This window comes from Nocardia fodinahabitans, from assembly GCF_052983615.1.
The window spans coordinates 3,961,382-3,979,050 of sequence record NZ_JBRJJC010000001.1; the positions used below are offsets into that span (position 1 = coordinate 3,961,382).

At 69.4% G+C, this 17,669-nt stretch carries 19 protein-coding genes; 17 read left to right on the forward strand and 2 right to left on the reverse strand.

Features of this window, described 5'->3' with window-relative positions:
- Nucleotides 1-71: 71 nt before the first annotated feature.
- A complete protein-coding gene (locus NV348_RS18400) occupies nucleotides 72-1,295 on the forward strand; it encodes a PucR family transcriptional regulator (RefSeq protein ID WP_447147992.1) in 1,224 nt (407 codons plus the stop codon).
- On the opposite strand, the gene NV348_RS18405 is transcribed toward NV348_RS18400, so the two are convergent.
- On the reverse strand, nucleotides 1,280-1,552 hold the full coding sequence (locus tag NV348_RS18405) for a DUF2277 domain-containing protein (protein WP_189029638.1): 273 nt from the start codon (nucleotides 1,550-1,552) through the stop codon (nucleotides 1,280-1,282). The two genes, NV348_RS18400 and NV348_RS18405, sit on opposite strands and share 16 nt — an antisense overlap.
- Before the next feature lie 97 nt (nucleotides 1,553-1,649).
- Here NV348_RS18405 and NV348_RS18410 point away from each other — a divergent pair, with 97 nt between their 5' ends.
- On the forward strand, nucleotides 1,650-2,489 hold the full coding sequence (locus NV348_RS18410; protein ID WP_447147993.1) for a DUF1266 domain-containing protein: 840 nt from the start codon (nucleotides 1,650-1,652) through the stop codon (nucleotides 2,487-2,489).
- Nucleotides 2,490-2,813: 324 nt separating this feature from the next.
- Here the strand turns inward: NV348_RS18410 and NV348_RS18415 are convergent, their stop codons facing one another.
- Nucleotides 2,814-3,749 carry a hypothetical protein gene (locus NV348_RS18415; RefSeq protein WP_447147994.1) on the reverse strand — a complete coding sequence of 312 codons (936 nt, stop codon included), beginning with the start codon at nucleotides 3,747-3,749 and terminating at the stop codon, nucleotides 2,814-2,816.
- Between the two features lie 276 nt (nucleotides 3,750-4,025).
- Here NV348_RS18415 and ftsH point away from each other — a divergent pair, with 276 nt between their 5' ends.
- The 15 genes from ftsH to NV348_RS18490 all read left to right on the forward strand — a co-directional run bounded on the left by ftsH (nucleotide 4,026) and on the right by NV348_RS18490 (nucleotide 17,500).
- The gene (gene ftsH, locus NV348_RS18420) at nucleotides 4,026-6,374 is read left to right on the forward strand and encodes an ATP-dependent zinc metalloprotease FtsH (RefSeq protein WP_447147995.1); all 2,349 of its coding nucleotides are present in this window, start codon (nucleotides 4,026-4,028) and stop codon (nucleotides 6,372-6,374) included.
- Between the two features lie 140 nt (nucleotides 6,375-6,514).
- Nucleotides 6,515-7,120 carry a GTP cyclohydrolase I FolE gene (gene folE, locus NV348_RS18425; RefSeq protein ID WP_447151083.1) on the forward strand — a complete coding sequence of 202 codons (606 nt, stop codon included), beginning with the start codon at nucleotides 6,515-6,517 and terminating at the stop codon, nucleotides 7,118-7,120.
- Nucleotides 7,117-7,989 (forward strand): dihydropteroate synthase, encoded by an 873-nt coding sequence (gene folP / locus NV348_RS18430; protein WP_447147996.1) that lies wholly within the window; start codon nucleotides 7,117-7,119, stop codon nucleotides 7,987-7,989. The genes folE and folP overlap by 4 nt, the downstream gene beginning before the upstream one ends.
- Nucleotides 7,986-8,408 (forward strand): dihydroneopterin aldolase, encoded by a 423-nt coding sequence (gene folB / locus NV348_RS18435; protein ID WP_447147997.1) that lies wholly within the window; start codon nucleotides 7,986-7,988, stop codon nucleotides 8,406-8,408. Before folP ends, folB begins: the two co-directional genes overlap by 4 nt.
- Nucleotides 8,405-8,944, forward strand: coding sequence for a 2-amino-4-hydroxy-6-hydroxymethyldihydropteridine diphosphokinase (gene folK / locus NV348_RS18440; RefSeq protein WP_447147998.1), 540 nt, complete (start codon nucleotides 8,405-8,407; stop codon nucleotides 8,942-8,944). Before folB ends, folK begins: the two co-directional genes overlap by 4 nt.
- Nucleotides 8,938-9,411, forward strand: a complete 474-nt coding sequence (locus tag NV348_RS18445) for a DUF3180 domain-containing protein (RefSeq protein WP_447147999.1) — start codon at nucleotides 8,938-8,940, stop codon at nucleotides 9,409-9,411. The genes folK and NV348_RS18445 overlap by 7 nt, the downstream gene beginning before the upstream one ends.
- A gap of 68 nt (nucleotides 9,412-9,479) precedes the next feature.
- Entirely contained in the window at nucleotides 9,480-10,661 is a 1,182-nt protein-coding gene (locus tag NV348_RS18450) for a DUF6779 domain-containing protein (RefSeq protein ID WP_447148000.1), read from the forward strand.
- Between the two features lie 307 nt (nucleotides 10,662-10,968).
- Nucleotides 10,969-11,883, forward strand: coding sequence for a Rossmann-like and DUF2520 domain-containing protein (locus NV348_RS18455; protein ID WP_447148001.1), 915 nt, complete (start codon nucleotides 10,969-10,971; stop codon nucleotides 11,881-11,883).
- Complete coding sequence (gene panC, locus NV348_RS18460) at nucleotides 11,883-12,839, forward strand: pantoate--beta-alanine ligase (protein ID WP_447148002.1); 957 nt, start codon at nucleotides 11,883-11,885, stop codon at nucleotides 12,837-12,839. The genes NV348_RS18455 and panC overlap by 1 nt, the downstream gene beginning before the upstream one ends.
- A gap of 14 nt (nucleotides 12,840-12,853) precedes the next feature.
- Complete coding sequence (panD, locus tag NV348_RS18465) at nucleotides 12,854-13,273, forward strand: aspartate 1-decarboxylase (RefSeq protein WP_110041391.1); 420 nt, start codon at nucleotides 12,854-12,856, stop codon at nucleotides 13,271-13,273.
- A gap of 19 nt (nucleotides 13,274-13,292) precedes the next feature.
- Nucleotides 13,293-14,075, forward strand: a complete 783-nt coding sequence (locus NV348_RS18470; protein ID WP_447148003.1) for a type III pantothenate kinase — start codon at nucleotides 13,293-13,295, stop codon at nucleotides 14,073-14,075.
- 162 nt (nucleotides 14,076-14,237) lie between these two features.
- On the forward strand, nucleotides 14,238-14,807 hold the full coding sequence (locus NV348_RS18475) for a cysteine dioxygenase (protein WP_447148004.1): 570 nt from the start codon (nucleotides 14,238-14,240) through the stop codon (nucleotides 14,805-14,807).
- A gap of 8 nt (nucleotides 14,808-14,815) precedes the next feature.
- Complete coding sequence (locus NV348_RS18480; protein ID WP_447151084.1) at nucleotides 14,816-15,238, forward strand: rhodanese-like domain-containing protein; 423 nt, start codon at nucleotides 14,816-14,818, stop codon at nucleotides 15,236-15,238.
- Between the two features lie 317 nt (nucleotides 15,239-15,555).
- The gene (gene lysS / locus NV348_RS18485) at nucleotides 15,556-17,022 is read left to right on the forward strand and encodes a lysine--tRNA ligase (protein WP_447151085.1); all 1,467 of its coding nucleotides are present in this window, start codon (nucleotides 15,556-15,558) and stop codon (nucleotides 17,020-17,022) included.
- 115 nt (nucleotides 17,023-17,137) lie between these two features.
- Nucleotides 17,138-17,500, forward strand: coding sequence for a histone-like nucleoid-structuring protein Lsr2 (locus tag NV348_RS18490; RefSeq protein WP_019044650.1), 363 nt, complete (start codon nucleotides 17,138-17,140; stop codon nucleotides 17,498-17,500).
- Nucleotides 17,501-17,669: the final 169 nt, after the last annotated feature.

Genomic DNA, 17,669 nt, shown 5'->3' on the forward strand with positions numbered 1-17,669 from the left:
ACCAACTATCAGCCTGGCACAATGAGGGCGCGGATTCTTGGCCGTTCACGTCAACGAAATCGGGTCTTTTGGTGTCTGGAGAACAAATCAGCGAACAGGTGCGCGGCTGGTTCGCCGAGTTCGTCTACGACCTGCTGCGCACGCAGACGATGGACCGCGTCCTGGCCCGCCTCGACGCGGCCGCGCTCGCCGGTTCCCCCGAACTCGACGACCCCGATCTGCGTCGTGACCTGGCCGCCAGCACCCGCGCCCACGCCAGGGTGGTGCTCAGCGGCCTCGCCAGCGACACCGACGACCTCGTCCTCCCCGAGGAGGTGCACGTCCTAGCCAGGACCATCGCCCGCCGCGGCCTCGACGTCCGGGTGCTGCTGCGTGCCTATCAGTCCGGTCTGGCCGAGACACTCGCGGTGATGACCGAGACCGTCGAAGCCGGACAGGTGCCACCGGAACTGGAGCGGGCGGTCCTGCTGCGGCTGTTCGAACGGTCGACCACCTGGATGGGCCTGTCGATCGAGGAGCTCACCGGCACCTTCATGGCCGAACGCGAACGCGTGCTGCGCGATGCGCTCAACACCCGGACCGAACTGGTCCGCGCGCTGCTGGCGGGCACGGAGGTCGACATCGACCAGGCCTCGATCGGCCTCGGGTATCGGCTCTCGCAACGTCATCTGGCATTTCTGCTCTGGATCGGCGACGCGGGCGGTGAGGAACCCGGCGGCCTGCTCGACCGCACCGCGACCCGGATCGCCGCCGCGCTCGGTGCCACCGGCCTGCTCACCGTCGCGGCCAGCGCCAGCGGGCTGTGGGCCTGGGCGGCGGTCGAGGACGACGCCGAGATCGCCGAGCGAATCGCGCGCTGCGAGGTGCCCGCGCCGGTGCGATTGGCGTTCGGGCTGCCGGGCGCGCACGTCGACGGGTTCGTGGCCAGTCATCGGGAAGCCGTCGCGGCGCGGCGGGTCGCCGAACGTGGCACGGGCGCGGTCACCAGCTACCGCGAGGTCGAGATCGCCTATCTGGCCGGAATCGACACGGCCGCGATGCGCGGGCTGATCGCGCGCGAACTGCGCGGGCTCACCGGCACCGACCCGGTCGCGACACGCCTACGCGCGACCCTGCACGCCTATCTGCGCGCGCAGCGCAGCCCGGAGGAAGCCGCGCGCACGCTGGGCGTGCACAAGAACACGGTGCGCTACCGGATCACCAGGGTGGAGGAGATCCTCGGACACCCGGTGGCCGAGCGCGCGCTCGCACTGGAGGTGGCGCTGGACTGCGTCGCCGCCTACGGGGTCTCCTGAACCGCGCCGTCCCTGGCCGCGATCCGGCGCAGCGGCGGCTCGGTGGGCGGCGGCACCCGGCGGTCGGGTAGTTCGGCGAGCAGCGTCGTGGTGGCCGCGGCGATGGCCGCGACGGCCTTGTCGACCGCGGGTTTGGTGGTGCTGCTCAGCCCGGAGATGCCGCCGACTTTGCGCACGTATTGCAAGGCGGCAGCGTAGATCTCCTGCTCGGTGGCGGCAGGCTCCAGACCACGCAAGACGGTGATATTTCTACACATGTCAGAACCATAGACCTGTGTGGCAGGTCACGGCAGGCCAAGAAAGGAGATTCGCTCCTGGGCCCAGGACGGCATCCGCCGCACTAGACTCGGCCGCATGCCTGCCAGGGGAGTACCAGCGCTGACCACCTTTCCCTACCCGGAACTGGACGGCCGCGAGGAAGACCACTGGTCCGGAGCCGGTGTGAGCGACGATGAACTTCGCGCGCTGGCGCTCGGCGCCTTCTACTCCACCCGCTGGGACGCCTTCCACGACGCGATGCTGCTCGGCCCCGAGCGCGAGCACCCGCTGGGCGACCGCCGCGAACTCGCCATCGACACCCTCACCGGCGCGTGGGGCATCACCGACGGCACCGAGGCGCGCGCATCGATGGAACAGCTCCTCGACGGCATGCACGCGCCGCTCTACGCGCTGGTGCACCCGCTGGTGATGGCCTCGATCAACGCCAGCGAACGCGACCGCTTCGGCGAACGGGCCGACCGGCACCGCGCCTTCCTACGCCAGGTCGGTTCGTTCCGCGGCATGGACAACCCCGAGGCGCTGGTCCGCGACTACGACATCTGGGCGCAGGCCATCAAGATCGGTTTCACCGATCACCTGGCCCGCCCACTGCCCAACGACATCTCCGCCTGGGACCTGGCCCGCGTCGTCGCGGTCGCCCGGATGGCGTTCACCGCCGGCTATATCGACGCCGATGTCGCGTGGGAGTACTGCATGCGCGCCCTCACGCCCGCCCAGCGCCGCTACCGCAACTGGCGGCAGTTCGGCGACGCGTACCTGGCCGGCTGGACCTACTGGCAGGCCACCGAAGACCTCGCCGAGCTCAAGAACGGCGGCGTCGACCGCCGGATGGAACTGCTGCGGCTGTGGACCCGCCCGACCAGCCCGTGGCGGCGGATCGAGCTGAACGAACCCGAGCAGAAGACCGAGGATTGAGTTGTCGGAGCGCTGTGTTGGTGGAGCGCTGGCGCGCTCGAGGTCGCGGCCCCTCCTGTCCCGCCGGTCAGGCACCGTTGCTTGCTCCTTCGTCGCTTGCGCAACGGCGCCTGACCGGCGGGACGGCCGCGACCCGCCGCTGCGCGGCGGGACCCTCCTCGAGGTCGGGTCGTGCGGGGTCGGGGAGGGTGGTTATGGCGGACTCCGGGTGCGGCTTGGGGCTGGGAGTGCGGTCGTGACGGACTCAGGGTGTGGCCTGGGGCTGGGAGTGCGGTCGTGACGGACTCCGGGCGTGGCCTGGGGCCGGGAGTGCCGGGTGGCTGGTCAGAGGCTGCGCAGGATGCCGCGGCCGTAGCGCTGGAACTGGGTGTCGTCGACCATGCCGAGCGAGTGTCGCTCGACCAGTAGCTCCCACTCGGCGTAGAGCTGGGAGACGCCGGGGTCGGCGGGTCCGGCCGCGCCGTCGGCGGACTGCCTGCGGACGGCGAAGTTGACCGCGCAGGTCACCCGTTCGGTGTCGGCCCGGTCGGCGCCCGCGAAATGCAGCGTCCGGTTGCCGTCGCTGACGTCCATGCCCGAGCCGCCGTGCCTGGTGTCGATCTCGCCGGGCGCCGAGCGCGCGCCGTCGACGGTGCGGGCACCGAGAATCGCGGCAACGGCCAATTCGTGGGCGTAGCGCTCGCCGCTGCCGATGGAGATGAACAGCAGCCGGGTGGTGGTCGCCGCGAGCAGACCGGTGCCGTTGCCCGCAGGCGGTGCGGCGACCGCGATCGCGGTCTCGAGCACGTATTCGTCGGCGGTGACGTAGCGGTGCAGCGCGTTGACCGCCGAGCGGGCCTCCTTGCGCGGCGCCATCCGGCGTACCGCGCGCTCGACATCGGCCCTGACCGGCCCCGACTTGCCCCACTCGGGCGCGGGCGGGGTGAGGTCCGGCGCGGCGACGTCGATGCGCTGGGTGGTCATGATCTGATCGTTGATCCGGTCGACGATGCCGAGCGCGGCGGGCACGTCGTGTTCGGCGATGAGGACCGGCAGCGGGGTGCGGTCGGCAGGCACGCCGGTGAGCACCGGGGTGGGATAACGCAGGTAGATCTCGATCACCACCGCGTCGTCGGCGCGCCGGTTCAGGCGCACCTTGAGCAGATCGGCGATGGGAACATCGAGAACCCGTTCGCCATCGGTACCCGGCCGTAGGACGGTGAGACGTCCACGGCCGTGGCGCAGAATCGCTGTGGGTGTTCGTAGCTCGACGATGTCCATACCCCCTGCGCTGTAGTTGTGTCGTCGCCCACGATAAGGCGGGCATGACATGATTGTGGCCACTTGCAACAACGCGTTCGGAGCTTTCGGGAACCGTTCCCCAGCTCTGAACGTTGACCAGTGCAACTGCACCAGCAGCCGAACTGCGCGATGTATCGAACTAGACCGTACGCGGTAACGTGGCATGTCCGCATCCGAAACCCGCCGATCTCGACGCTTCGCTAGGCACACCCGGAGAAATAACCGGAAAGGACTGGGCCGTCCGGCCGACGCTCTATGAACCGCAAGACAGTGTTTCGCACTTTGGCGATCATCTCGGGCATCATGCTGATGATCTGGCTGTTCAGCTTCCTCAGCGATGACACGCGCGGCTGGGAGAGTGTCGACACTTCCGTGGCGCTCAGCCAGCTGGAGGACAAAGCCAACGTCAAGAACGTCCAGATCGATGACAAGGAGCAGCAGCTCCGCATCGAACTGAACAATGGCAACGAGGCGACGAACAACAACGCCAAGATCGTCGCCAAGTATCCGGGCGGCGGTGAGACCTCGGCGCAGATCTTCGACGCGGTGCAGAAGTCCGGCGCGAAGTACGACACGGTGGTCAAGCAGGAGAGCTGGCTGTCGCAGCTGCTGCTGTTCATCGTGCCGATGGTGCTGCTGGTCGGCCTGTTCATCTTCGTGATGTCGCGCATGCAGGGCGGTGGTCGCGGCGGCATGATGGGCTTCGGTAAATCGAAGGCCAAACAGCTGTCCAAGGACATGCCCAAGACCACGTTCGCCGATGTGGCCGGTGCCGACGAGGCCGTCGAAGAGCTGTACGAGATCAAGGATTTCCTGCAGAATCCGGCCCGCTACCAGGCGCTGGGCGCGAAGATCCCGAAGGGCGTGCTGCTCTACGGTCCCCCCGGTACCGGTAAGACGCTGCTCGCGCGCGCTGTCGCCGGTGAGGCGGGCGTCCCGTTCTTCACCATCTCCGGTTCGGACTTCGTCGAGATGTTCGTCGGTGTCGGCGCCTCGCGGGTGCGTGACCTGTTCGAGCAGGCCAAGCAGAACAGCCCCTGCATCATCTTCGTCGACGAGATCGACGCGGTCGGCCGCCAGCGCGGCGCCGGCCTCGGCGGTGGCCACGACGAGCGTGAGCAGACCCTGAACCAGCTGCTCGTCGAGATGGACGGCTTCGGTGACCGCACCGGCATCATCCTGATCGCGGCGACCAACCGCCCCGACATCCTCGACCCCGCGCTGCTGCGCCCAGGCCGCTTCGACCGGCAGATCCCGGTCGGCAACCCCGACCTGGCCGGTCGCCGCGCGATCCTGCGGGTGCACTCGCAGGGCAAGCCCATCTCGCCCGACGCCGACCTCGAGGGTCTGGCCAAGCGCACCGTCGGCATGTCCGGCGCCGATCTGGCCAACGTCATCAACGAGGCCGCGCTGCTCACCGCGCGTGAGCACGGTTCGGTCATCACCGGTGAATCGCTGGAGGAGTCGGTCGACCGCGTCATCGGTGGTCCGCGCCGCAAGAGCCGGATCATCAGCGAGCACGAGAAGAAGATCACCGCCTACCACGAGGGCGGCCACACGCTGGCGGCCTGGGCGATGCCCGACATCGAGCCGGTCTACAAGGTCACCATCCTGGCCCGCGGCCGCACCGGTGGCCACGCCATGACGGTGCCCGAGGACGACAAGGGCCTGATGACCCGCTCGGAGATGATCGCCCGGCTGGTGTTCGCGATGGGTGGCCGCGCGGCCGAGGAACTGGTGTTCCACGAGCCGACGACCGGCGCGTCCTCCGACATCGACCAGGCGACCAAGATCGCCCGCGGCATGGTCACCGAATACGGCATGAGTGCCCGCCTGGGCGCGGTCCGCTACGGCCAGGAGCAGGGCGACCCGTTCCTGGGCCGCTCGATGGGCGTGCAGCCGGACTACTCGCACGAGGTGGCCCGCGAGATCGACGAGGAGGTGCGCAACCTGATCGAGGCCGCGCACACCGAGGCCTGGTCGATCCTGAGCGAATACCGCGAGCAGCTCGACGCGCTGGCGACCGCGCTGCTCGAGCGCGAGACCCTGCACCGCAAGGACCTCGAAGAGGTGCTGGCCGGGGTCGAGAAGCGGCCGCGGATCACCGCGTTCAACGACTTCGGTGACCGTCATCCGTCCGACAAGCCCCCGGTGAAGACCCCGGGCGAGCTGGCCGCCGAGCGCGGTGAGCCGTGGCCGCCGGTGCAGCCAACGCCGGTGCCCGCCGGTGCGCCGCTGGAACCGGCCAACGGTTACCCGGCACAGCCGCCGCAGTACGGCCAGCCCGCCCCGCCCGCCACCGGCTACCCGCTGCCCGCCGCGCCGACCCAGGCGATCCCGCGGCAGCAGGGCACGCACGGTTCGCGGCCCGACTACGGCGCCCCGGCCGGCTGGTCGGCGCCCGGTTGGCCGCCGCGCGACGAGCCGCAGCAGCCCCAGCAGCCGCAGGCTCCGCAGGGCCAGGGCAGTGCCTGGGCCCAGCCGGAGCAGCCGCGGCACGCGGGTGGCTTCCAGCCGTGGGGTGAGCCGCCTGCCGCGCCGCCGCAGCAGCCCGGCACCGATCCGGAGAACAACGACTGGGAAGGGCCGAACGGCCGCCGCTGACCGGCGGCCAACTACGCTCGACCGTCGGATGCCGGACGATCACCGGCGTCGACATGTGGAGGTGCGGAGAAGTGTCGGCCAACAAGAAGGTCGCTGAGCCAACAGGGAACGGGTCGATCGCCGACGGCGAACTCGGCTCGATGAGCCCGACGGACCTGACGGCGCTGGCCACCGGTCGTCCGTTCGATCAGGACCGCGCCGAGCGCGCGGTCAGGGAACTGCTGCTCGCGGTCGGCGAGGATCCGGACCGTCCCGGTCTGCTCGACACGCCCGCCCGGGTCGCGCGCGCCTACCGGGAGATGTTCGCCGGGCTCTACACCGAGCCCGACGAGGTGCTGGCGACGACCTTCGACGAGGGTCACCAGGAACTCGTGCTGGTCCGCGACATCCCGATGTTCTCGACCTGCGAGCACCACCTGGTGTCCTTCCACGGCGTCGCGCACGTCGGCTATATCCCCGGCACCCACGGCCGGGTCACCGGTCTGTCCAAGCTGGCCCGCGTCGTCGACCTCTACGCCAAGCGCCCGCAGGTGCAGGAGCGGCTGACCAGCCAGATCGCCGACGCGGTGATGCGCAGGCTGGACCCGCGCGGCGCGATCGTGGTGATCGAGGCCGAGCACCTGTGCATGGCCATGCGCGGCATCCGCAAGCCGGGCGCGAGCACCACCACCTCGGCGGTGCGCGGCCTGCTGCAGACCAACGCCGCCTCGCGTTCCGAGGCGCTGGACCTGATCCTGCGCAAATGAGCGAGCACCTCGTGACCGCGCCGCGGGGTGGCCGCTCGTGTGTGGTCATGGGTGTGGTGAACGTGACCGGGGATTCGTTCTCCGACGGTGGCCGCTATCTCGATCCCGAACTCGCGATCGCGCACGGTGTCGCGCTGTACGCGGCGGGCGCCGACATCGTCGACGTCGGTGGTGAGTCCACCAGGCCCGGCGCCGACCGGGTCGACCCGGCCACCGAGGCGGGCCGGGTGGCGCCGGTGATCCGCGGCCTGGTCGCCGCGGGCGTGCCGACCAGCGTCGACACCATGCGCGCCGAGGTCGCCGAGGCGGCGCTGGACGCCGGTGTCTCGGTGATCAACGATGTCTCCGGCGGCCGCGCCGACCCGAACATGGTGAAGGTCGTCGCCGAGTCCGGCGTGCCGTGGATCCTGATGCACTGGCGCGCGGGCGCCGACTACCGCCACACCGGCCCCGCCGACCACTACGACGACGTCGTCGCCGAGGTGCGCGCCGAGCTCGCCGCCCAGGTCGACCTGGCCGTCGCCGCCGGGGTCGCCCCCGAACGGCTGATCCTCGACCCCGGCCTCGGTTTCGCCAAGAACGCCGAGCACAACTGGGAACTGCTCGGCGCGCTGCCCGAGCTGGTCGCGGGCGGGCTGCCGATCCTGATCGGTGCTTCCCGGAAACGTTTCCTCGGCGCGCTGCTGGCCGACGAGTCCGGCCCGCGTCCGCCGGACGGCAGGGAGACGGCCACCGCCGCGGTCTCGGCGATCGCCGCCAGCCAGGGCGCGTGGGGTGTGCGGGTGCACGATGTGCGTGCCTCGCTGGACGCGATCGCCGTCGTCGACGCGTGGCGCCGAGCCACTGCCGCCCGAGGAGTCACCCGATGAACTCACCGCTGCTGCCCCCGCCCGCGAGCAGGCCCGTGACCTCGCGGATCGAGCTGCGCGGCCTGCGCGTGTTCGGCAGGCACGGTGTGTTCGACTTCGAGCGCCGCGACGGCCAGGAGTTCGTCGTCGACCTGACGGTGTGGGTCGATTTCGCCGCGGCCGCCGCCTCCGACGACCTGGCCGACACCGTCGACTACGGCGCGCTCGCCGAACGCGCGGTGAACATCGTCGCCGGTCCGCCGCGCGACCTGATCGAGACCGTGGTCTCCGAGATCGCCGACGACGTGATGACCGACCCGCGGATCGAGGCGGTGGAGGCCGTGGTGCACAAGCCGTCCGCGCCGATCCCGCACACCTTCGCCGACGTGCGGGTGGTGGCGACGCGGTATCGCACGATCGAGCCGGGACCGCGTCGATGAGTCGCGCCGTCCTGTCGATCGGCTCGAATCTTGGCGACCGGCTCACGCACCTGCGCGATGTCGTGGCCGCGCTGAGGGAGCGGGCGCTCGCGGTCTCGCCGGTCTACACGACCGCGCCGTGGGGCGGCGTCGAACAGGACGACTACCTCAATGCCGTTGTCGTGGCCGAGGATCCGGCCTTCGACGAGTACGCCTGGCTGCGGTTCGGCCAGGAGCTCGAGCAGGCGTCGGGGCGGGTCAGGGAAGTCCGGTGGGGTGCGCGCACGCTCGATGTCGACGTGGTCGCCTGCACCGACGACTTCGGCGCCGCCGTGGTCCGCGCCACCGATCCCGCGCTGATCCTGCCCCATCCGCAGGCGCACAACCGGGCGTTCGTGCTGGTTCCGTGGCTCGATGTCGAGCCGTCGGCGCGGTTGCGGGTCGACGGCGTCGACGTGCCGATCGCCGAGCTGCTGGCCGGCCTCGACCCGGCCGAGCGCGCCGGGGTGGTGCGAACCGACCTGGTGTTGCGGGACGAGAGCGCGCGCCCGTGCTGAAGCCGACCAGGGTGCTCGATCTGGCGCTGAACGTGGTGGTCGCCGCGGCGATCGCCTGGGTCGCCACCCGTTTCGCGTATTCGACTTTCCCCACCATCTCGGTCGCGGCGGGCGCGTCGCTGCTGCCGGTGGCCGCGATCGAGGCGGCGCTCGGTTTCGTCATCAAGGCCAAGATCGCCGATGAGAAGATCGGCGACGGCCCGAACGAACTGCACCCGATCAACGTGGCCCGCGCGGTCGCGCTGGCGAAGGCCTCGATGCAGGTGGGTTCGCTGGCGGCCGGTGTGTGGCTGGGCTTCCTACTGTGGGTATTCCCACAGCGCGGCACGCTGACGGCGGCCGCCGCGGATTCGCCGGGCGCGGTGGTCGGCCTGCTCGCCGGTTCCGCCCTGGTTGCTGCGGCTTTGTGGCTGGAGTATTGCTGCCGGGCCCCCGAGGAACCGCCGGACGAACCCGCTACCACCTAGCAACTTGCGGATGGAATCACCGCCGGGATCGGTGCGCCGACCAGCAGTTTCCGGCTACCCTGGCCCACATGGTTTCACCCTCCCGTAGCACTCCGCCCCGTCGACGGCGGGACGACGCGGGAAAGCTCTTCATCGGCGCCCTCATTCTCCTCGGCCTGACGGCAAGCGTTTTCCTGATCTTCAGCGAGAACGTCCAATACGTACGAGTAGGCCTGGTAGCGGCTCTGTGGGCGGCGGTGATCGGCGCCCTCGCGGCGACCCGCTACCGCAAGGACGCGGCGGTCGACAAGGCGAAGGTGCGCGATCTCCAGACGGTGTACGAGTTGCAGCTCGAACGCGAGATCAACGCGCGCCGCGAATACGAGATGGGTGTCGAGGCCCGGGTGCGCGCCGAAGTCGGCGCCGACGCCTCCGAGATCGCCGCGCTGCGCGCCGAGCTCACCCTGCTTCGCCAGAACCTGCAGGTCCTCTTCGACGGCCCGCTGCCCGACGAACAGCCCGCCCTGCAGGCCGACGCGGTCCGCATCGATGCCCTGCCCGCCGGTGGATTCGACGCGTTCGACGACGCGGACCACGATTTCGCCGATAGCCCGGTGGATGCCAATGCCGCCTGGTTCGGCCCGTGGCAGCAACCGCCCAGCGCGCTGAAACCCGTCTTCATGCAGCCGGTTTCGGCCAATTTCGCCGATCCCTACGACGATCCGGTCACCGCCGAGACCTCCGCCGTCCAGCTCGACGACTACGCCGAGGCCCAGCAGGCCGAAGCCGCGCAGCCCGCGCCCGCCGCGCCGGCCCCGGCTCCGTCGAACGGCAAGACCCCGCCGCCCCGCCTGTCGGCCCCGAATACCCGCAAGGTCGACGACTTCGGCGCGACCATCACCGACAGCGCGAACGGTTCCACCGGCGCGCGGGCCGACAGCGCCGCGGCTGCCGAGCCCACTGCCACCGTCACGGACAGCGCCCCCGCGTCGCCTGAGCCCGCCGCGAACGGCTCCGTCACCGACAGCGCCCCCGCGTCGCCTGAGCCCACCGCTGACGGCTCCGCGCCGGACGGCACCCCTGCGTCCGTAGCGGACGCCACCCCGGTCGCAGACAACCCCGAGGCGCCGGCACCCAAGCCCACCGACACCACCCCGACCGTCGGCACCAGCTCCCGTCGCCGCCGCCGCGCCGAGGAAGAGGGCGCCCCGCGCCTGTCGGTCGCCGACATCATGGCTAACCTCCAGTCGGAGTCCAGCTCGCGCACCTGATCGGTCGAACCGATCGTCCCCGTGAGCACTGATTCGGCGACGAACATGGGTGACTCGCCGGGTGCGGGCGAGAGCAGCTCCGTCCCGCACCGGCGGCTGCCGACGTCATCCGGCCCTGTGCTCGAATCCGGCCAGAAGTCGCGGCGAGGCGGAACAGAGTCGTAGATCACGTGACGGCCCCGTGGCGGTGCGCCGGGGCCGCCCGATATTCTCGATCCGTAACGTCTGGTACCCGCACTGCGGGACTGGAACGCAAATCGAGAGGACAGTGTTGACCTCGAGAAGTGTCAATTCCGATGGCGCGAACGTGGGTGTCGACCCTGCGCCCGCACGACTGACGGTGGGAATCGTCTCGGCGGGACGGGTGGGTTCGGCCCTCGGTGTCGCGCTCGAGCGAGCCGGTCATGTGGTGTTCGGTGTCGCCGCGATCTCCGATGCCTCGGTGCACCGGGCGCGGACGCGGCTGCCCGATTCGCAGATCCTGCCGGTGGAGCAGATCGCTCAGCGCAGTGAGCTGCTGCTGCTCGCCGTCCCCGACGCCGAGCTGGCCGGGCTGGTCCGCGGTCTGGCGAGCGCCGGGGTCGTCCGTCCCGGCACGATCGTGGTGCACACCGCGGGCGCGCACGGCGTCGGCGTGCTGGCGCCGCTCACCGAGCAGGGCGCGCTCGGCCTGGCCATCCATCCCGCGATGACCTTCACCGGCCACGACGAGGACATCGAGCGCCTCGCCAACGCCTGCTTCGGCGTCACCGCCGCCGACGAGGTCGGCTACGCGATCGGCCAGGCGCTGGTCATCGAGATGGGCGGCGAACCGGTCAAGGTGGCCGAGGAGCAGCGCACGCTGTATCACGCCGCCCTCGCGCACGGCGCCAATCACCTGGTCACGGTCATCGTCGACGCGGTCACCGCGTTGCGCGCGGCGATGGACGGACCGGGCCTGCTGGGGCAGCCGGTGGTCGACGATCAGCCCAACGGACTGCCCGAACGGCTGCTCGCTCCGCTCGTCTCCGCCGCGCTCGACAACGCGCTGCGCCGGGGCAAGGCCGCGCTGACCGGCCCGGTCGCGCGCGGTGACGTCGACGCGGTCGCCGCGCACCTGTCCGCCCTGGAAGCGGCGGACGGGCGCCTGGCCGCCGCCTATCGCGCGATGTCGCTGCGCACCGCCGAACTCGCCCAGACCAATCCGGCCCTGCTGGACCTGCTCGCCAAGGAAGGCCACTGATGGAACCCAGAGAAGTGCACCACCACCAGGGCGGCGCGCGGGCGACCGGCGCGTACAAGCCCGGCGTGCTGACCGTCCACCACAGCCCCGAGGTCGTCGACACGGTGACCAAGGCGCTGCGCGGCGCGGGCCGCACGATCGGCTTCGTGCCGACGATGGGCGCGCTGCACGAGGGTCACCTGCAGCTGGTCCGCCAGGCCAAGCTGACCAATCAGGTCGTGATCGTCTCGATCTTCGTCAACCCGCTGCAGTTCGGCGCGAACGAGGATCTCGACGCCTACCCGCGCACCCTCGACGCCGACCTCGAACTGCTCCGGCACGAGGGCGTCGACCTGGTGTTCGCGCCGTCGGTTTCCGACATGTACCCCGAGGGCCCGCGCACCACCGTGCTGCCCGGCTCGATCGGCGCCGAGCTCGAGGGTGGCAGCAGGCCGACGCATTTCGCGGGCATGCTCACCGTCGTCGCGAAGCTGCTCAATATCGCGCACGCCTCCGAGGCGTATTTCGGCGAGAAGGACTACCAGCAGCTCACGCTGATCCGGCAGATGGTCCGCGACCTGAACATGGACGTGAAGATCGTCGCCTACCCGACGGTCCGCGAGCCCGACGGTCTCGCGCTGTCCTCGCGCAACCGCTACCTCGACGCCACCCAGCGCGAATCGGCGCTCGGCCTGTCGGCCGCGCTGGCCGCGGGCAGGCACGCCGCGGGCCTGGGCCCCGACGCGGTGGTGGCGGCGGCGCGCGCCGTGCTCGACGCCGTCGACGGCCTCGACGTGGACTATCTCGACCTGCGCGACAGCAACCTGGGCCCCGCGCCCACCGCGGGCAATGCCCGGCTGCTCGTCGCCGCCAAGGTCGGCGACACCCGGCTGATCGACAATGCCCCGATTGTTCTCGGCGCCCAGCTCGACGGGCACCCCGACGCGAACTCCCTGCCTGCCGCGCAGGCGAACTGAGAAAGGCGACGACGATGTTGCGCACCATGATGAAGTCGAAGATCCACCGTGCCACGGTGACCCACGCCGACCTGCACTACGTGGGCTCGGTGACCGTCGACCAGGATCTGCTCGACGCCGCCGATCTGCTCGAGGGCGAGCAGGTCTGCATCGTCGACATCGACAACGGCGCCCGCCTGGAGACCTACGTCATCGCCGGTGAGCGCGGCTCGGGCGTGATCGGGATCAACGGCGCCGCCGCCCATCTCGTGCACCCCGGCGACCTGGTCATCCTGATCGCCTACGGCCAGATGGACGAGCAGGAGCTGCGCGACTACGACCCCAAGGTGGTCTTCGTCGACGACCGCAACCGCCCGGTGGAGCTCGGTTCGGACCCGGCGCACGCGCCCGAGGGTTCCGGCCTGACCTCCCCGCGCTCGCTGTCGTTCGCCTGAGCGCGGCGGGGGGACAGCGATGCTGCTGACGATCGACGTCCGCAACACCGGAATCGAACTCGGCCTCTTCTCCGGCAGCGGCGAGCACGCGACACTGGCGCGGCACTGGCGCATCCACACCAATCCACTGCTCACCGCCGACGAGTTCGCCATGCAGGTGCGTGGCCTGGTCGGTGACGAGCTCGACCAGGTGGTCGGTGTCTCGGCGCTGTCGACGGTGCCGCCGGTGCTGCGCGAGCTGCGCACCATGCTCGCGCGCTACTGGGCGCACGTACCGCATGTGCTGGTCGAACCGGGCGTGCGGACCGGCATCCCGCTGCTGGTGGACAACCCCAAGGAGGTCGGCGCCGACCGCATCGTCAACTGCCTGGCGGCCTATCGCCGCTTCGGCGGTCCCGCGATCGTGGTCGATTTCGGCACCGCGATCTGTGTCGACCTGGTCTCGGCCAAGGGCGAGTTCCTCGGCGGCGTGATCGCGCCCGGCGTGGAGATCTCCACCGAGGCGCTGGTCGAGCGCAGCGCGCTGCGCCGGGTGGAACTGACCCGCCCGCGCTCGGTGCTGGGCAAGAACAGCATGGAGTGCATGCAGTCCGGCGCCGTGTTCGGTTTCGCCGGCCTGGTCGACGGCCTGATCGATCGCATCCGCGACGAGTTCGACGCCTTCTCCGGCACCGATGTCACCGTCGTCGCGACGGGTGCGGGCGCGCCGCTGATCGTGCCGGAATCGGAGACCATCGATCAGCACGAGCCGCATCTGACGCTGACCGGTCTGCGCCACGTCTACGAACGCAACAAGAAGTAGCTGTGGCGCAGGTCATCTTCGCCGTAGCGCGCGTCAACTGCTAAACTCACGCTCGTGTACTTCCGTGTGAGCACCCAGGAGTGTTGTCGAGGCTGACCTGCCTCGACCGTTCGAGGCTGACGTTTTCCCCTCGACCGTTTCACACCTCCTGGAGATTCGCTCATGCGTTCTTCTGTCCTTTCCCTTTCCTCTGCGCGCGACCGTGTCCCGCCTTCGGCGTTGCCGACCCGGCTGCGGCCCGCTGACCTGCTGCGACTCACCGACGAGGGCGCCGAAGACGTCCTCGCTGGTCGCTACGATCACCTGCTGCCCGCCGACGGCGGGTGGCCGACGGAAGAACGCTGGGCCACCCGCCTGATCGCCGACGACGAGGTCGATGTCTGGCTGATCAGCTGGACGCCGGGTAAATCCACCGAATTGCACGATCACGCCGGTTCGCTGGGCGCCCTCACGGTGCTCAGCGGGGCGCTCTCGGAATTCCGCTGGAATGGTTCGGAGTTACGCAGGCGCACGCTCGCCGCGGGCGACCAGGCGTCCTTCCCGATCGGCTGGGTGCACGACGTGGTTCGGGCGCCCGCCGCCGCCGAATCCGTCGGTCCGCTCGATCCGACGCTGAGCGTGCACGCCTATTCCCCGCCGTTGTCGGCGATGTCCTATTACGAGGTGACCGGACACGGCACCTTGCGGCGAACCAGAACCGTCCTCACCGACCAGCCCGAAGGTGACCTGTGATGAGTCGTTTGACGATTGATCAGATGCTCGAGAACGCCCGCGCCGACCTACGCAGGCTCTACGTCTACGACCTGTCCGCGGCATTGGCCAGGGGCGCGATTCTGGTCGACATCCGCCCGGCCGCGCAGCGGGTTCGTGAGGGTGCACTGCCGGGCGCGCTGGTCATCGAACGCAATGTCCTGGAATGGCGGCTGGATCCGACGTCCTCGGCGCGTTTGTCGCTGGCCGTCGACCACGACGTGGAATGGATCATCTTCTGCTCGGAGGGCTACACCTCGAGTTTGGCCGCGGCCTCGTTGCAGCAGTTGGGTTTGCACCGCGCCACCGATCTCATCGGCGGCTACCAGGCACTGAAGTCCGCGGGGTTGCTGACTGTCGCGGTGGGGGCGCCGCACTTTGCCCGTGAGGTGAATGCGCTCGCCTCGTTGTAGCGACGCCTGGCCGGTGGCCGGACCGCCCGACCGGCGGTCCGGCCACTGCTCGTCGGGGGTGTGGAGGCGGGGTGAGTTGGCTTGTCCGCGCGCGGATTCGGGGACCGCGGCGGCGGGATTGTGTTTCGATGGTGTGACGTGGATTGCATTCGGCCGAGGAATGGCCGGTGCGGTGTCCGGTTACCGACGAGTCGTCCCCGGGCGGGCCGTTAATCCATTTCCGGCGCACGCTACTGTTAGCGGATGTGAGCACCCCTAACCCCGCCGATACCGGCCGCGCCGTCAGTTCCGCCGTGGACAGTGATGTCCCCGAGCAGATGCGGATTCGCCGGGACAAGCGGGAACGGCTGCTCGCCGAGGGCGGCGAGGCCTATCCGGTGGTGGTGCCGCGCACCCACACGCTGGCCGAAATTCGGGCCGCCTACCCGGATCTGGAGCCCGATACCCAGACCGGCCTGCAGGCGGGCATCGCGGGCCGCGTCATTTTCGTCCGTAATACCGGCAAGCTGTGCTTCGCCACCCTTCAGGAGGGCGACGGCACCAAGCTGCAGGCGATGATCAGCCTCAACGGTGTCGGCGCCGACGCGCTGGCCGCCTGGAAGTCCGATGTGGACCTCGGTGACTTCGTGTTCGTGCACGGTGAGGTCATCTCCTCGCGCACCGGTGAATTGAGCGTGATGGCCGATTCCTGGTCGATGGCGGCCAAGTCGCTGCGGCCGCTGCCGGTCGCGCACAAGGAGATGAACGAGGAGTCGCGCGTCCGGCAGCGCTACGTCGACCTGATCGTGCGCCCCGAGGCCAGGGAAATGGCCCGCACCCGCGTGAACGTGGTCCGTGCGCTGCGCATCGCGCTCGAGCGCCGCGGCTTCCTCGAGGTCGAGACCCCGATGCTGCAGACCATCCACGGCGGCGCCGCCGCGCGCCCGTTCGTCACCCATTCCAATGCGCTGGACATGGAGTTGTTCCTGCGTATCGCGCCGGAACTGTTCCTGAAGCGCTGTGTGGTCGGCGGTCTGGAGAAGGTCTTCGAGATCAACCGGAACTTCCGCAACGAGGGCGCCGACTCGACTCATTCGCCCGAGTTCGCGATGCTGGAAACCTACGAGGCTTACGGCACCTACGACGACTCCGCGAAGATGACCCGGGAATTGATCCAGGAAGTCGCGCAGGAGGCATTCGGCACCCTCGTGGTGACCCTGGCCGACGGTACGGAATATGATCTCGGCGGTGAGTGGACGACGGTCGAGATGTATCCCTCGCTGTCGGAGTCGATCGGAGTCGAGGTCACTCCGGAAACCACTGTCGAGGAATTGCTCACGCTCGCCGATCGGGTCGGTCTGGAAATTCCGACGGGCAAGGGCTACGGTCACGGGAAACTTGTCGAAGAACTTTGGGAACACGCGTATGGCGACAAGCTGTACGCGCCGACTTTCGTTCGCGACTTCCCGGTGGAGACCTCGCCGCTGACCCGTCAGCACCGCAGCAAGGGTGGCGTCACGGAGAAGTGGGACCTGTATGTTCGCGGCTTCGAGTTGGCAACGGGCTATTCGGAGTTGGTCGACCCGGTGATCCAGCGGGAACGGTTCGTCGATCAGGCCAGGCTGGCCGCCGCGGGTGATGACGAGGCCATGGTGCTCGACGAAGACTTCCTCGCCGCGATGGAACACGGCATGCCGCCGACCACCGGAACCGGTATGGGAATCGACCGCTTGTTGATGGCGCTGACCGGTTTGGGAATCCGGGAAACGATCCTGTTCCCGATTGTCCGGCCGACTAGTCGCTGACCAGTCGATTTGCGGGGTGAAGACCTCGTGTTGGAATTTTCGTAATTAGAGGTATTCTTGCCTCGGGTATTCGGCCTGGAGGCAGGCTTGACGATTTCGAGAGGACGTTCATCTCATGGCAAAGAAGGTCACCGTTAGCCTGATCGACGATGTCGACGGTGAGTCCATCGCGGACGAGACCATCGAGTTCGCTATCGATGGCGTGTCGTACGAGATCGATCTGTCCGAGGCTAACGCGGCGCGGCTGCGCGAAGGCTTGGACGAGTGGGTCGCCAACGCCCGCCGCGTGAGTGGCCGTCGCCGGGTGAAGGCGGCGGGGGCGCCGGCACCGCAGGGAAAGAGCCGCGTTTCCATGGACCGGGAACAGAGCGCCGCAATTCGTGAATGGGCCCGCCGCAAGGGCCACAAGGTCTCCGCGCGCGGCCGCATCTCGGCCGACATCACCGAGGCGTACAACAAGGAAGTCGGCAAGGCCTGAATTTCGACGGCGGTCCGGGGTTGCTGACGCGGCAGTCCCGGGCCGCTCTGCTGTCGGCGGTGTACCCGCAGGTCGGGACATGCGTGGGCGGTCTCCCGGGGATGCCAGGGGAGATAGACTGATGTTCGTGCGCAAGGTTTTTCATGTCAGTAGAGGCCGACCGTCCGAG

Coding starts and splice junctions, on each gene's coding strand:
- NV348_RS18405 (WP_189029638.1), bottom strand. CDS start 1,552: ATGTGTAGAAATATCACCGTCTTGCGTGGTCTGGAGCCTGCCGCCACC.
- NV348_RS18410 (WP_447147993.1), top strand. CDS start 1,650: ATGCCTGCCAGGGGAGTACCAGCGCTGACCACCTTTCCCTACCCGGAA.
- NV348_RS18415 (WP_447147994.1), bottom strand. CDS start 3,749: ATGGACATCGTCGAGCTACGAACACCCACAGCGATTCTGCGCCACGGC.
- ftsH (WP_447147995.1), top strand. CDS start 4,026: ATGAACCGCAAGACAGTGTTTCGCACTTTGGCGATCATCTCGGGCATC.
- folE (WP_447151083.1), top strand. CDS start 6,515: ATGAGCCCGACGGACCTGACGGCGCTGGCCACCGGTCGTCCGTTCGAT.
- folP (WP_447147996.1), top strand. CDS start 7,117: ATGAGCGAGCACCTCGTGACCGCGCCGCGGGGTGGCCGCTCGTGTGTG.
- folB (WP_447147997.1), top strand. CDS start 7,986: ATGAACTCACCGCTGCTGCCCCCGCCCGCGAGCAGGCCCGTGACCTCG.
- folK (WP_447147998.1), top strand. CDS start 8,405: ATGAGTCGCGCCGTCCTGTCGATCGGCTCGAATCTTGGCGACCGGCTC.
- NV348_RS18450 (WP_447148000.1), top strand. CDS start 9,480: ATGGTTTCACCCTCCCGTAGCACTCCGCCCCGTCGACGGCGGGACGAC.
- panC (WP_447148002.1), top strand. CDS start 11,883: ATGGAACCCAGAGAAGTGCACCACCACCAGGGCGGCGCGCGGGCGACC.
- panD (WP_110041391.1), top strand. CDS start 12,854: ATGTTGCGCACCATGATGAAGTCGAAGATCCACCGTGCCACGGTGACC.
- NV348_RS18470 (WP_447148003.1), top strand. CDS start 13,293: ATGCTGCTGACGATCGACGTCCGCAACACCGGAATCGAACTCGGCCTC.
- NV348_RS18475 (WP_447148004.1), top strand. CDS start 14,238: ATGCGTTCTTCTGTCCTTTCCCTTTCCTCTGCGCGCGACCGTGTCCCG.
- lysS (WP_447151085.1), top strand. CDS start 15,556: ATGCGGATTCGCCGGGACAAGCGGGAACGGCTGCTCGCCGAGGGCGGC.
- NV348_RS18490 (WP_019044650.1), top strand. CDS start 17,138: ATGGCAAAGAAGGTCACCGTTAGCCTGATCGACGATGTCGACGGTGAG.